The following is a 13,460-nucleotide window of genomic DNA, read 5'->3' on the forward strand; positions in this document are numbered from 1 at the left end:
CATATATTTCTCTGAAACCTAGAGGTCAACCACTACAAATCACCGAATCCAGACACACTTTCTGTCGTTTAACCCAAATTTGTGCTCAAAGTGTCATAAACCTAGTCAGTTTCTTTTTGGGGCAAACTATCCAGCGGTCCCTCGGCCCCGCTACCCAATTACCCAACTACCCAATCAGCGGGCCGGCATTGCGCACATCCGCACGGAAAGTCACCCCACCTGCGGCTACCACGCGTTCGCGCTCGATGAGGATTGAACGGAGCGTCGATAAGCGAACTGCGTGCAATTCCACCTCTTTCCACACCACCCGCGCGACATCCAGCCCCGTCGCGCGCAGCGAACGCTCGCGGTAAGTCTCCCGCGTGAGCAGCTTGGACTGAGCCGCGGGCGTCGGCGCGACCTCGCTCGCCGAATACTTGATGTGGCCGTCGAACTCCACGACAAGCAGCAGTTCAGGGATATAAAAATCCACGCGGGCGAGAAAGTGCGGCGGATCGTGGCTGGTGCCGCGAGTCCAGATTTCGGCTTGCTCGTGGAACTTCAGGCCGAGTTCGAGAAGAGCGGCTTTAGTCAGCGCCTCACCGGGCGTTTCGCAACGACCATGACAGACCGCGAGCGCACGATGAAACAGCTCTTGGCCCCGCACGCTGGGATAATGCGCCGGGAGCTCCTCAAGCTGATCGCGCGTGGCGCCATGCCGCAGCGCACCTTCGACAGCCAACACCGCCGCCCGCCACGACACGGACTCCGGCCCCTTCTGCCTGAACCGGACGCGACACTCATCGAAGGCCGCACGCGCGAGCACCGCGACCCGCCGGTCCGCGAGCCCCTGCGTGTGATCCAGATGGATCTCCGAGCGCAGGCGCATGCAATAGTCGATGCCGTGGAACTCCTGACTCCCGCCCACGACCACAATCTTCGCATCGCGCACCAGCACCCACGAACCGTGCAAGGCCAGCGCTGCAGCTCCCGAAATGACGCCTGACGACGTCTCGGAGACCACCGCCAAAGCAGTAATAGCCAGGCGTTTCTCGCGGTGGAGCCCCTCCCAGGCATGCGCGACTACATAGTGACCTCGGCAAAGCCGCTCCAGATAACCGGCCCGCGCTTGCCTTGCGACCTCGCGGTATCCATTCCCCGGCTGGTCATCCGGCCTAATGATTCCAAACTGGTCCGCCACCAGTTGCTTGCGTTTCTTGTTGACCATTTCTCCCCCGCCCCGTGGTTGTTGTCCTGTGGCTGTTGCCCCGTGGTAGTTATTTCGTCCTTATTTTTGTGGCGCTGTTTTGTGGCTCTATTTCGTGGCCTTGGCTTGTGGCACTGTTTTGTGGCCCCTATTTAATAAGGCGCGGAAATTGCCCTCGCGGTTCCATTCCTTTTCGGCTGAGCACCCAGTCGGGGGAAAACTTTTGGGGCTTGCGTGGTTTTTGTAGTTTGCGTGGTTTACGGGACCCGTGTGACCGTGCCCCACGGTCCTTCTGAGCTTGAGGCCGAGCTAGTGCCCAAGTTACTGACTAGGTTTATGACACTTTCGTGGCAAATTTTGTGCTCAAAGTGTCATAAACCTAGTCACTTTCTCCGCGGGTGAGCGCACCCGCTAGTCTTGAGGCATGACTGAATCGGCGCGCGAGGAGCGCAAAGCGACTGGGACCTCTTCTCAGACGAAGAGGCGGCGGCGGAATCGTCGCCGTTCTCAACGCGCGTCGTCAGCGGGCGCGAAAACACCACCAACAGCACCGGCTTCCACCACAACGGACGCAGCCACCACCGACGCGGCCACGACCAGCGCGGCTACTACCGGCGCAACCGCAACCGGCGCGAGTACCGCTGGCACACCCACAACGGCCACAACCACACCCGCCACGGCCGAGACCGCCGCAACAAAGGCCGCTGACGAGCACAAACAGTTCTCGTCGGCGGAGGACGCTCCTTACGCAATCGTGTCCATCCAGGCCACGGGCATCCATCCCAAGACGTCTCGGCTGGTCAGCCTGGGAGTGTCCACCGCCGACAGCAGCGGCAACATCGTGGACACCTGGCATGTCGTCATCAATCCCACCGAAGATCCCGGCCCGACACACCTCCACGGCCTTGAGCCCGCGGACTTCGAGGGGGCTCCGAAGTTCGGGGTGATCCAGGCCAAGCTCGCGCACGCGCTCGATGGACGCACGTTGGTTGCTCATAATGCGCCACTGGTGTGGGGTTTTATAGTTGCCGAGGCCAAGAGGGCCCGTCGTCAAGCGAATCGTGAGCGGTCCGCGCGGAATAAGCGGGGGCGTCGTCGTACGCGCACTCGCGTCGCGCGGATTCCAGCGCCCGCACAGATTGCCGATACGTTGGAAACGGCGCGTCGCCAGGGCAAACGGCTTGACGACGCACGCCTGCGCGCCGTCGCGCGCGCCTATGGCCTCGATGTGCCTTCGCCCGAGGCATCGATTGCTGGCATCTCGGTGCCGGAGCGAGTGCGGACGTTGGATGACGTCACCACCACGCTTGCGCTGTTCCGCGCACAGGGCGGGCTCGATGAGGGCGCAACCCTGAACATGTACACGCCCGACCAGCTGCGCGAGGACATTGTGGGCCTGCAGCGCTCGGCAGTGCGTGTCGACGCGATGGAGGCACCGCGCCCCGTGGAGAACCCCGGCCGCTATACGCCGGGGCGGAAGCTCGCGGAGGGCATGGAGTTCGTCGTGGCGCCAGAGGTGTCGCTGGACCCGGATGAGCTGATTGAGGCGGGCGTGCGGGCTGGGCTGGCCTACTCGGAGAAGGTCACGCGAGAGTCATCGGTGCTGGTGTGTAACCGATCTGCGGATGTGACGCCGGATCAATTGACGGGCAAGGCCATGCATGCCCACCGGAAGGACATTCCGATTGTTTCCGATGAGGCGTTCTTGCGACTGGTCGGAGAGATGGAGAAGTAGGGCTAGGGCTTTTGCCCAGCGCATTCGTTCTGCGAATCATTCACAGTAAAATACACAGTTATGAAAGAAGGCACTTCACATAACGACGTAAGTGACCACAGTCGCGACCGCGCAAGCTCCCCGAGCCTGCGCGCTCGGTTTGCGACTGCCGCCGCTCACGCCGCCACCTGGGCTTCCCGGAAGTCCGGCCGCGGCGCGGGTGGCATGATCGGTGGCCTGATTGCGCAGAAGATTGACCCGCGCATTCTGGCTTCCCTCGGCAAGGGACGCCCGGCCGCAATCATCACTGGCACCAACGGCAAGTCCACCACCACCCGTATGTTCGCGGCCGCCATGCGCGCCGCTGGCCACAACGTGGCCACCAACGAGGGCGGCGACAACATGGACGCGGGTATTATCTCCGCGCTGCTCGCCACTCCCGATGCGGACAGCCTGGTCCTGGAGGTCGATGAGCTGCACGTCCCGCACATCGCAGAGGATCTGAAACCGCAGGTCCTGGTGCTGCTGAACCTTTCCCGCGACCAGCTCGACCGCGTCGGCGAGATCAACAAGATTGAGGCCTCACTCCGTGCTGCGGTGGATGCGAACCCGCAGGCGACGGTCATCGCCAACTGCGACGACCCACTCATCGCGTCGGCTGCCTGGGACGCCAAGAAGGTTATTTGGGTCTCCGCGGGCGGTGGCTGGACCAACGATGCCACCTCTTCCCCACGCACCGGCGGGCCCATCATCCAGGACGGCCACAACTGGTACGCCGTGAAGCCACTCCCGGACGGCTCGGAGTTCAAGCGGCCAGAGCCGGACTACCGCATCACTGCGGAGGGAGTCATCACGCCTGCCGGCGACACCCTGCCGATGAACCTCACGCTGCCGGGCAATGCCAACCGCGGCAACGCCACCCTGGCTATCGCGGGCGCTGTCGATATGGGCGCGGACCTGGAGAAGTCCCTCCGGGCCACCGAGACCGTCGACAACGTTGCGGGCCGCTACTCCACCATGGTTGTGCGGGATGACAAGGGCGCCGAGAAGCACGTCCGCATGCTGCTGGCCAAGAACCCGGCCGGCTGGCAGGAGGCGCTGTCCATGGTCGACCGCACCGCAGATGCAGTGGTCATTGCAGTCAACGGTCACGTCGCTGACGGCGAGGACCTGTCCTGGCTGTGGGATGTCCGCTTCGAGGACTTCGACGGCATGGATGTGCTGTCCGCGGGCGAACGCGGGACTGACCTCGCGGTGCGGTTGCTGTATGCGGGCATCGATGCGAGGTTGGTCGCAAATCCGCTGCAGGCGATCCGGTCGTGTGAGGCGCGGGGGTCGTCGTCAAGCGTCACCCGAGTTGAGGTGCTGGCGAACTACACCGCCTTCCGCGATTTGAAGCGCGACATCGAACGAGCACAGGAGGAAAAGTAAATGAGCGAGCTGTCTATCGGCCTGATCCTCCCGGACGTGCTGGGCACCTACGGCGATGATGGAAATGCGCTGGTGCTGCGGCAACGCGCGCGGATGCGTGGGATTGACGCCGAGATTGTCCCCATCAAGCTGGGCGATGCCGTCCCCACCGACCTGGATATTTACACCGTCGGCGGCGGCGAGGACGTCGCACAAACCATCGCGGTGGAGCATCTGATCAATGACGGCGGCATCAAAAAGGCGGCCGATGCCGGCAAGCAGATCCTCGCGATTTGCGCGGGCTTCCAGATTTTCGGCAATTCCTTCCGCGCGGGCGGACGCGACGTCGCAGGTCTCGGCCTTGTCGATTGCACCACCGATTCGCTGGAATCGCGCGCAATCGGCGAAATCTGCACGCTCGTCGATCCCACGAACGGTTTGCTTGACGACGTCGACGCCAGCCCACTGACTGGCTTCGAAAACCACATGGGTCGCACGACCCTGGGTGCCGATGCGAAGCCGCTTGGTCGGGTTGTCCGTGGCGTGGGCAATACCGGACCGGAAGTGGAGCAGGCGGACTCCGGGATTGCTCCGGGAGTGGATGTTTCTGCACTCACACCGACCGGTGGCGCCGAAGGCGCGGTGCAGGGCTCGATTATCTGTACCTACCTGCACGGACCTGTGTTGGCTCGCAATCCGCAGCTGGCTGATCTGCTGCTGGCCCGCGCGACCAACCAGGACCTGTCGAGCCTGGCTCCGCTAGACCTCGAGGTAGTGGATAAGCTGCGCGAAGAACGCATCCTGTCCAAGCCGCGTCCGAAGAGCGAGCGCTAGTCTTGTAGTTTCGCGCGCGGCCGGTTGGAGGCCTTAAACCTTCAGCCGGCCCGTCAGCGCGCGGGACAGGGTCAGTTCATCGACGAACTCCAAGTCACCGCCGAGCGGCATGCCGGAGGCTAATCGAGTGACCTCGAGATCCGGGAAGTCCCGGAGCAGCCGGGCCAAATAGGTGGCGGTGGCTTCGCCCTCGGTGTTGGGGTCAGTCGCGATGATGACCTCGTGGATTTCGGGGGGTTGGGTCTCGTCGACGTCGTCAAGCACGCCGGCGATACGTTGCAGCAGCGTGCGGATATTGAGCTCGTTCGGACCGATGCCGCCGAGCGGATCGAGCGCCCCGCCGAGCACGTGGTAGCGACCGTTGTACTCCCCCGTGCGCTCGATGGCCTGGATATCGCGCGCCTCTTCAACGACGCACACCAGACCACGGTCGCGGCGTGTGTCCGAGCAGTACTGACACACGTCGCTTTCCGAGATGTTGCCGCAGACCCGGCAGAATTGCACACCCTCGCGCACCCGCCCCAGCGCGGATTGGAGTCGCCCGATGTCCTCCGGCTCCGCCTTCATCAAGTAGAAAGCGATACGCTGAGCTGACTTCGGGCCGATGCCCGGCAGGCGCGAGAACTCATCAATGAGATCTTGGAGTGGTCCCTCGAACAATGATAATTACCTACAATTACTGGTCTGAAAAGCTAATTTAGAAACCGAGGCCACCGAGACCGTCGAAGCCCTGGGACAGCGGGCCCATCTTCTGCTCCGCCAGCGACTGCACCTTAGCGGTAGCGTCCTGGAAAGCAGCGAGAACCAGGTCCTGCAGCCCGTCGACGTCCTCCGGGTCAACGACCTTCGGATCAATGGCGATGTCCGTGACCTCGCCCGAGCCCTGCATAGTCACCTTGACCAGACCGCCGCCGGCCTCACCGACGATGGTGGAAGCGACGATCTCCTGCTGTGCTGCCTGCAGCTGCGCCTGCATCTGCTGTGCCTGCTGCAGAATTGCGTTCATATCTGGCTGAGTCATAATTAATGTTCCTAACTATTGTGATCTTTACGTGCTGATTTGTAGTTACGCGCACGCTTCTAAGGCTCATCGCCCATGCTTTACGACGCGCATCGCCGCCCCATTCTAACGGCTCTAGCGGTCTTCCAGCGGTTTGGCTCCCAGCTCCTTTTCCAGCATCTCCATGACCACGTCCTTTAGCGAGCGGTGATCGAGAGACCCGACCTCGTTCGCGGCCTCGAAATACTCGGAGGTGTCCTCTTCGTAGTTGTTGTCCTGCGGGGTTTGGGGAACCGGGTTGTAGTTGGTGTTGGCGTTGGAGTTGTAGTTGGACGGGTTGCGCGAACTGTAGCTCTCTGTGCCCTCTGCGCCCTCTGGTGGAGCGAACTCCTCCATCGGCTCTGGTGGCAGCGGGACGCCGCCGAAGCCCGAATCCTGATTGGCCTGGGCCTGGGCGTTTGCCTGTGCATTGGCCTGGGCCGCGCGCAGGAATGACTGCGGCTGATTTGGCTGCTGCGGTTGTTGCTGGGCCGGGTTCGGGTTCGGTTGAGCTGGCTGGCTTGGTTGGCTTGGCTGATGTGGCTGTGCCGGCTGGTCGTGGCCTGCCTGCTGTCCCATCGCAGCACGCTTGGCGGCTTCGATTTTGGCACGGCGCTCAACAACGGATGCGTATGCCGACGACCGCTGCGGGCCTGGCTGCGGCTGCTGTACCTGCTGCTCAGATGTCTCTGGTTGCGCTGGTGCTGCTGGTGTCGGTGCAGGGGCGGTGTCGTTCGGCGAGGACGAACCTCTTGACGACGAATCATCCTCCCCGGAACCACCATTAGTAGCTGTTGAACGCGGTGCGCGCGGGCGCGTACCGACGACACAGTGCACCTGGCCGTTGAAGCCCGTCACCTGCTTCACTGCAGCGGACAGTGCCTGAGCGTAATCAGGCGTATTGAGCCTGGTAGCGAGCGCTCCTGTGCTGTGTCCAATGACGAGCGTGTCGTTTTCGACATCGAGCGGTACCGCCTGCTCGGCCAGCACGCGAATGGGGAACGCATGCTGTCCGTCGACAGCCGCAAGGATGTCCTGCCAGTGCTCGCGGATTTGCTCGATACCGGCGGGTGCAGGTTCGGGCTCCGGCTGTGCTGGTTGCTCCGGCTGTGGGGCCTGAGTTGGCTGTTCAGAGTGAGCTGTCGAGGCAGAGACAACTGGCTCTTCCTCGACAATCGACATCGAGCCGCCTTCCCCCTCACGCTCGCGGGTTTGCTGCTCACGCTCCTGCGCAAGCTGCGCCCGAGTCTGCTGCTCGCTGATGCGGGCATGCTCCGCCATCTTCCGACGGAACTCACGAATCTTCTCCGCCTGAGCTTCTTCCTCGGACATCGGCTGCTCAGCCGGTTCAGACTGCTGCGGTTGTTCGGCCTGCTGAGGCTGTTCAACTGATTCGGCCTGCTGAGGCTGTTCAACTGATTCGGCCTGCGTAGGCTGTTCAGGCTGTTCAGCGGTCGCAGTAGGTGCTTCTGGTGCAGGCTGCGGCTCAGTTACCGACTCCTGCGACACCGGTGCCGCTGCCGCTGGTGCAGACTGCTGCTGAACAGGTTCAGGCTGGGACTGAGGCTGCGACGGTGTCTGCGCTGACGCTGCCTGCCCAGCACGACTTCCCTGGGTCTGCGCACCCTTCTTACGCTGGGCATTCCGCTGGCGCCATGCCTCACGAGCCGACTGGCCAGACTGCATCGGCGAAGCATCGGCCTCAGCCGCACCCGACCCCGGCCCCGCGGCGGAAGACGCCAGTGCCGCTGCGGGGGTTGCGGCCCCCGAGCCGTCGGCAAGCGCGGGCCTGCCGTGTTCCAACGCCTCTACGCGCTGCAGCAGCGACTCCACCGAATCTTCGGTGGCGGGCAGGAGCATGCGCGCGCACAGGACCTCGAGAAGCAGACGCGGCGAAGTCACGCCGCGGAAGTGACGCAGGCCGTCAGAGAGCACCTGCGTGAAGCGCGTCAGGGTAGCCGGGGGAATTGTCCCGGCCTGCTCCAGGACACCGTCGATTTGGCTCTCCGGAATCTCTACAAGCCCCTGCTCCAGCGCATTCGGCACTGCGGACAGCACCAGCAAATCACGCACCCGGCCAAGCAGATCCGAGGCAAACCGAGCCGGATCCTGGCCCGACATAATCACACGCCCGACCACGCTAAACATGGCCGCGCGATCGCCTGCCGCCAGCGCCTCAATCGCATCCGTGATGATTACGCTGTCAGTGACACCGAGAATGGCCGCAGAAGTTTCATAATCCACACCATCGGTGCCGGAACCAGCAATGAGCTGATCCATAACCGACAGCGAGTCACGCGGCGAACCGCCACCGGCCTGGATGACCAGCGGATACACGTCCGGCTCTACCCGCACACCCTCGGCCGTGACCACACGCTCAAGCAGCCCGCGCATATCCGGCGGAGTCAACAACCGGAACGGATAGTGGTGTGTACGCGAGCGAATCGTCGGCAGCACACGCTCCGGCTCCGTGGTCGCAAAAATGAAGATGAGGTGCTCCGGCGGCTCCTCCACAATCTTCAACAGCGCATTGAAACCCGAGGCGGTAATCATATGCGCCTCGTCAATAATGAAGATGCGGTAGCGCGACTCCGCCGGCTGGAAGATAGCCTTTTCCCGCAGCTCACGCATATCTTCCACACCGTTGTGGGAAGCCGCGTCCAGCTCAATAACGTCCAAATTGCCCGGACCACCCGGCGCCAACGCACGACACGACGCACACTGGCCACACGGCGTCGCCGTCGGCCCCTCCGCACAGTTCAAACTGCGCGCCATAATGCGCGCCGACGAGGTCTTGCCACAGCCACGCGGCCCGGAGAACAAATACGCATGGTTAATGCGGTTGGGACGCCCCTGCGCATCCCGAGATTCCAACGCCGCCGACAGCGGGTCAGTTACGTGCCGCTGCCCCACCACTTCGGCGAACGATGCCGGACGATACTTCCTATACAGAGCCACGTGCTCAGCCTACCTTCCACCCCGGATCGGCTAGTTCGAACCCTCCTGGGAAACAACCGACTCACGGCACCAATCCCGCAGGTCAGCATCTACTTCGGCCAACTTCTGCATCAGCGCCTGCGGCCCCTGCTGCTCATAAAACACCAGCTCCGCATCCGTAATTGGCACCAGTTGCGTCATCGTGGTCATGCGTCCCTGCGGCGACTCCACATCGCCCTCATGCAGGCTGATCTTGCCCGGCATCTCAGACACATTTGGCACCCCGTCGCTCCACACATACGGCACCGTGCACAGCACGTGCGCCACGGTAAAGGCCGCGCTTGACGACGACTCCCCTACCTCGGCCACCTGATCGGCCGCCAGCCGCACCGCATTCGGGATGACACGGCCCGGAATTGGCGACAGGAACTCCGGTTCTTCCTCCACCAGCGCTCCCGCGGCCGCGACCATGGTGGCCACGGGAAAATCAGCGTATGCGACGGAGAAGAGCTCCACGCGGATATCCGTCTTTGCTGCGCCGGTCAGGCCACAGTAGTTGCGGCCCAACTCCACGGTGGCGGCTGCCGTTTCCGGACGACGCTCGTTCGCTTGGCCGTCCGGCCCGTCGTAAAGCGAGAACTCAGCGACCCGAAGCGGAGCCGAATCGTGTTCCTGCCCGTGCCGACCACTGCCCGGCAGCTCCGTCACATACTCGCTGACCTGGGGTTCTCCGGGGAAAAGCCCGGAGATCCAAAACTTCGTCTCTTCGAAGTTCATATAGTCCTATCCCGACCTACCTGGCCTGCTTAACCTACGCAGTCGCCTTCTCAGCGGCGGCGAGCAGCACACAGGTAGCGACGCCATCCATAGCAACCTCGAGCTCCTCCATCGGAGGCAGCGACGGTGCCAGGCGGATATTGCGATTATTCGGATCCTGCTTCAGCGGGAAGGAAGAACCAGAACCGGTCAGCGCAATGCCGGCCTCCTTGGCCAGCTCCACCACGCGACGAGCAGTGCCATCGACCACGTCGAGGTTGATGAAGTAACCGCCGGTCGGCTTCGACCACTCTGCCACGCCGTACTCCGACAGGCGCTCATCCAGAATCTGCAGAACCTTCTCAAACTTCGGAGCCAGCGAACCTGCATGACGACGCATCTGCTCACGCACGCCCTCCGCGTCACCGAAGAACTTGGCGTGAGCCAACTGGTTGACCTTGTTCGGGCCAATGCCGCGGATACCAGCGTGCTTGAGGTAATCCTCCAAGTTGGCGTCCGAGGAAGCGTAGAAAGCAATACCAGCGCCTGCGAAGGTAATCTTCGAGGTCGAGCCGAATGCCCACACGCGGTTCGGGTTACCGGCCTCTTCCGCCCACTTAATGACGTTGTGAATCTCCGGGAACTCATCCGTCAGCGTGTGAACCATGTAGGCGTTATCCCACATCAGACGGAAATCCGGAGCGGCGGTCTCCATTTCAACCAGACGGCGGCAGACCTCAGCGCTGTAGGTCACACCCGTCGGATTCGAGAACATCGGGACATTCCACATGCCCTTAATCTGCGGGTCGGAGGCAACCAGCTTCTCCACGACATCCATATCCGGACCGTCTTCGTTCAACGGCACCTGAATCATTTCAATGCCGAAGTGCTGCGTGATAGCAAAGTGCCGGTCATACCCCGGAACCGGGCACAGCCACTTCAGCACCGGCTCCTCGTTCCACGGGCGCTCCGAGTCCACGTTGCCGAACTGCATGGCCCACGAAATCAGGTCAAACTGGATGTTCAGGCTGGAAGCATCCTGCGCCAGGACGTTTTCCACCGGCAGATCCATCAGTTCCGCCCAGATAGCGCGGATATCAGTAATGCCCTTGGCGTTGCCGTAATTGCGGACATCCTCCCCAGAAGCCGAAATGTAATCCGGCGCCGGGAGACCCAGCAGGGCGTTTGCGAAATCAAGCTGTTCCGACGACGGCTTACCACGAGTCAAATTCAGTGCGAGGTTACGGGACTTCAGTTCCTCATATGCCTTCGCAAACTCATCCTTGTGTGCCGCCAACTGCTGAACATCGAAGGAATCCACGGCCATGGTGTACGCACCCTCCCAGGTATCGGACATAAGTTAAAACCTGACAAAACTGGCACGGAAAGCTTTTTCCCCGCGCCGCATCCGGCTTTGCAACCAAGTGTAAGGCATACCCCGGATTGGGATTTCTACAACTTCCCCGACAGCGCATCCAGACGCTGCTTACTCGGCCCCTCCAAGCCGATAATTTCTACCTCTTTGCCCCGGTCAGCAAACTTGACCCGCACGGAATCTAACGCCGCCACCGTGGAAGCATCCCAAATCTCAGCCTCAGACATATCGATGACAATCCGCTGCGCAGGATCGGTGTAGTCGAATTGGTACACCAGGTCGTTACTGGAGGCGAAGAACAACTGACCCCGCACCTTGTACGTCCGGGAGTGGGCGCTGGGGTCGTCGTCAAGCACTTCAATCCTGACCAGGTGAGCGACACGGCGCGCGAACATCAGCGACGCCACGACCACACCCGAAATCACGCCGATGGCGAGGTTATCCGTCGCCAGCGTAGCGATGACCGTCACCAGCATCACCGCCGTCTCCGAACGCGGCATCAGGCGCAACGTCCGAGGGGAGATCGAGCGCCAATCGACCGTGTCCACCGACACCACGACCATCACCGCAACCAGCGCCGCCATCGGAATCACTCCAACTGCAGAACTGAGCAGAAGGACCAGAATGAGCAGGAAGACACCGGAAAAGAGCGTCGTCAAGCGAGTGCGTCCCGACGATTCCTTCACACCCACCATCGTCTGACCAATCATCGCGCAGCCAGCGATACCGCCGAAGAAACCGCCCGCGATGTTCGCCACACCCAGCCCCCACGTCTCGCGGGTCTTGTCCGAATGCGTATCCGTGATGTCGTCCACGAGCTTCGCCGTCATCAGCGATTCCATGATGCCGACAATCGCCACGCCCACCGAATACGGCGCAATCAGCTGCAGAGTCTCCCAGTTCAAGGGCACATTCGGGATCAGCAGCTGCGGGAGGGATTCCGGGAGCTCGCCCATATCGCTCACGTTCGGCACACGCCAATCCGCCACCACCGCAACAAGCGTGACGACGAGCACAGTCACCAGCGGAGCCGGAATCGCGGTGAACACGCGGGGCAGGAACACCATAATCGCAATGCCCAGAGCGACCAGCGGATACACCAACCAGGGCACATCGATGAGATGCTCGAGCTGCGCAGTGAAAATGAGGATACCCAGCGCGTTAACAAAGCCAATCATGACCGCGCGCGGAATGAAACGCTGCAGCTTCGCGATACCCAGCGCCGCAAAAGCAATCTGCAACACACCCGCGAGCAGCACCGTCGGAATGAGGTAATCCATCCCGTACGTCCGCGACAACGGCGCGACGACGAGCGCAACCGAACCAGCGGCAGCAGTAATCATGGCCGGGCGACCACCCGTAAAGGCAATCACGATGGCCATAATCACCGAGCTAAACAGGCCCACCGCCGGGTCCACGCCCGCCAAGATGGAAAACGAAATGACCTCGGGGATTAGCGCGAACGACACCGCCGCGCCGGCCAGCAGCTCGGTGCGCAGGCGCTTCGGTGAAGAAACTGCGAACCGGAAGGAGTCCCACACGCCCATTGGCGCTGGGGTTTCTCGGGTTTCTGGTGCTGGTGTTTCTAGCGGTTCTCGTGTTGTCTGTGGTGGCACTCGCGTGTCGTCTGCATCGCTCATGCACAGTATTCTTCCAGACCAGCGAACGCGACCACTTGTGGCCAAGGTATTCACCTATCGATGCGCTGCAGCGTGGCCATAAGTGAATAGCTCATCGATAGGTGAAATGGCCTGGCCAATATCGCGGGGATAAGTGCCGAAAAAACATCGATAGGTCACAGGAAACCGCCGACAAGTGCCCGAAACCTAGCCATAAGTGCCAGAAGAACGCCGGGGATAAAAAAAGGGGACCCCACGCACCCGTCAGAGCTCGCTGACCCTTGCTGCATTCCTGCCCTGGGGGAGTTCACGAGATGGACGCCACATGGGATCCGTGAAGACAGCCTACTACAGGCCCACGCAAAAAGTCACACTGCTAGCGCTCGCCATACCGTTCATCGAAGAACTGCCACACTAATCAACGCACTGCCACCACGGATTCGTCACCAGTTTCGTGACAGCATTCATGACAGTTCCCCGCCTCCCCGCAGCCCCCGGCATACACTGCAAATCAGGGTTAAACGACAGAAAGTGTGTCTGGATTCGGTGATTTGTAGTGGTTGACCTCTAGGTTTCAGAGAAATATATGC

Annotated in this window: 10 protein-coding genes and 1 other RNA gene; 3 read left to right on the forward strand and 8 right to left on the reverse strand. The window is 61.7% G+C overall.

All coding sequences use genetic code 11. The features are described from left to right. Nucleotides 1-166 precede the first annotated feature (166 nt). The gene (locus tag QP978_RS10340) at nt 167-1,207 is read right to left on the reverse strand and encodes a hypothetical protein (protein WP_049171181.1); all 1,041 of its coding nucleotides are present in this window, start codon (nt 1,205-1,207) and stop codon (nt 167-169) included. Between the two features lie 403 nt (nt 1,208-1,610). Between QP978_RS10340 and QP978_RS10345 the strand changes: the two genes are divergently transcribed. The 3 genes from QP978_RS10345 to QP978_RS10355 are packed head-to-tail and all read left to right on the forward strand — an operon-like array spanning nt 1,611 to nt 5,144. Next, the gene (locus QP978_RS10345) at nt 1,611-2,921 is read left to right on the forward strand and encodes an exonuclease domain-containing protein (protein WP_284857151.1); all 1,311 of its coding nucleotides are present in this window, start codon (nt 1,611-1,613) and stop codon (nt 2,919-2,921) included. Between the two features lie 60 nt (nt 2,922-2,981). After that, on the forward strand, nt 2,982-4,331 hold the full coding sequence (locus tag QP978_RS10350; RefSeq protein ID WP_284857152.1) for a MurT ligase domain-containing protein: 1,350 nt from the start codon (nt 2,982-2,984) through the stop codon (nt 4,329-4,331). Then, a complete protein-coding gene (locus tag QP978_RS10355; RefSeq protein ID WP_284857153.1) occupies nt 4,332-5,144 on the forward strand; it encodes a type 1 glutamine amidotransferase in 813 nt (270 codons plus the stop codon). 33 nt (nt 5,145-5,177) lie between these two features. Here QP978_RS10355 and recR read toward each other — a convergent pair whose 3' ends face one another. The 7 genes from recR to ffs form a co-directional block, all read right to left on the reverse strand. After that, complete coding sequence (recR, locus tag QP978_RS10360; RefSeq protein ID WP_016421873.1) at nt 5,178-5,804, reverse strand: recombination mediator RecR; 627 nt, start codon at nt 5,802-5,804, stop codon at nt 5,178-5,180. Nucleotides 5,805-5,841: 37 nt separating this feature from the next. Next, nucleotides 5,842-6,165 carry a YbaB/EbfC family nucleoid-associated protein gene (locus QP978_RS10365; protein ID WP_005511884.1) on the reverse strand — a complete coding sequence of 108 codons (324 nt, stop codon included), beginning with the start codon at nt 6,163-6,165 and terminating at the stop codon, nt 5,842-5,844. 114 nt (nt 6,166-6,279) lie between these two features. Further along, nucleotides 6,280-9,141 (reverse strand): DNA polymerase III subunit gamma and tau, encoded by a 2,862-nt coding sequence (locus QP978_RS10370; RefSeq protein ID WP_284857154.1) that lies wholly within the window; start codon nt 9,139-9,141, stop codon nt 6,280-6,282. Between the two features lie 30 nt (nt 9,142-9,171). Continuing rightward, the gene (locus tag QP978_RS10375) at nt 9,172-9,897 is read right to left on the reverse strand and encodes a suppressor of fused domain protein (protein ID WP_005511889.1); all 726 of its coding nucleotides are present in this window, start codon (nt 9,895-9,897) and stop codon (nt 9,172-9,174) included. A 34-nt stretch (nt 9,898-9,931) separates the two neighbouring features. Beyond that, nucleotides 9,932-11,203 (reverse strand): aspartate aminotransferase type Ic, encoded by a 1,272-nt coding sequence (locus QP978_RS10380; protein WP_187269755.1) that lies wholly within the window; start codon nt 11,201-11,203, stop codon nt 9,932-9,934. A 125-nt stretch (nt 11,204-11,328) separates the two neighbouring features. Beyond that, the gene (locus QP978_RS10385) at nt 11,329-12,798 is read right to left on the reverse strand and encodes a SulP family inorganic anion transporter (protein WP_048733210.1); all 1,470 of its coding nucleotides are present in this window, start codon (nt 12,796-12,798) and stop codon (nt 11,329-11,331) included. Between the two features lie 314 nt (nt 12,799-13,112). Continuing rightward, nucleotides 13,113-13,207: signal recognition particle sRNA small type (ffs, locus tag QP978_RS10390), an RNA gene on the reverse strand. Nucleotides 13,208-13,460: the final 253 nt, after the last annotated feature.

It is taken from the genome of Corynebacterium sp. MSK035 (assembly GCF_030232615.1).
GTDB lineage: Bacteria > Actinomycetota > Actinomycetes > Mycobacteriales > Mycobacteriaceae > Corynebacterium > Corynebacterium jeikeium_D.

Excerpts from the sequence above, each read along its gene's own strand:
- QP978_RS10345 (WP_284857151.1), top strand. The coding sequence starts at position 1,611 with ATGACTGAATCGGCGCGCGAGGAGCGCAAAGCGACTGGGACCTCTTCT.
- QP978_RS10340 (WP_049171181.1), bottom strand. The coding sequence starts at position 1,207 with ATGGTCAACAAGAAACGCAAGCAACTGGTGGCGGACCAGTTTGGAATC.
- QP978_RS10355 (WP_284857153.1), top strand. The coding sequence starts at position 4,332 with ATGAGCGAGCTGTCTATCGGCCTGATCCTCCCGGACGTGCTGGGCACC.
- QP978_RS10375 (WP_005511889.1), bottom strand. The coding sequence starts at position 9,897 with ATGAACTTCGAAGAGACGAAGTTTTGGATCTCCGGGCTTTTCCCCGGA.
- QP978_RS10385 (WP_048733210.1), bottom strand. The coding sequence starts at position 12,798 with ATGGGCGTGTGGGACTCCTTCCGGTTCGCAGTTTCTTCACCGAAGCGC.
- QP978_RS10365 (WP_005511884.1), bottom strand. The coding sequence starts at position 6,165 with ATGACTCAGCCAGATATGAACGCAATTCTGCAGCAGGCACAGCAGATG.
- QP978_RS10350 (WP_284857152.1), top strand. The coding sequence starts at position 2,982 with ATGAAAGAAGGCACTTCACATAACGACGTAAGTGACCACAGTCGCGAC.
- QP978_RS10380 (WP_187269755.1), bottom strand. The coding sequence starts at position 11,203 with ATGGCCGTGGATTCCTTCGATGTTCAGCAGTTGGCGGCACACAAGGAT.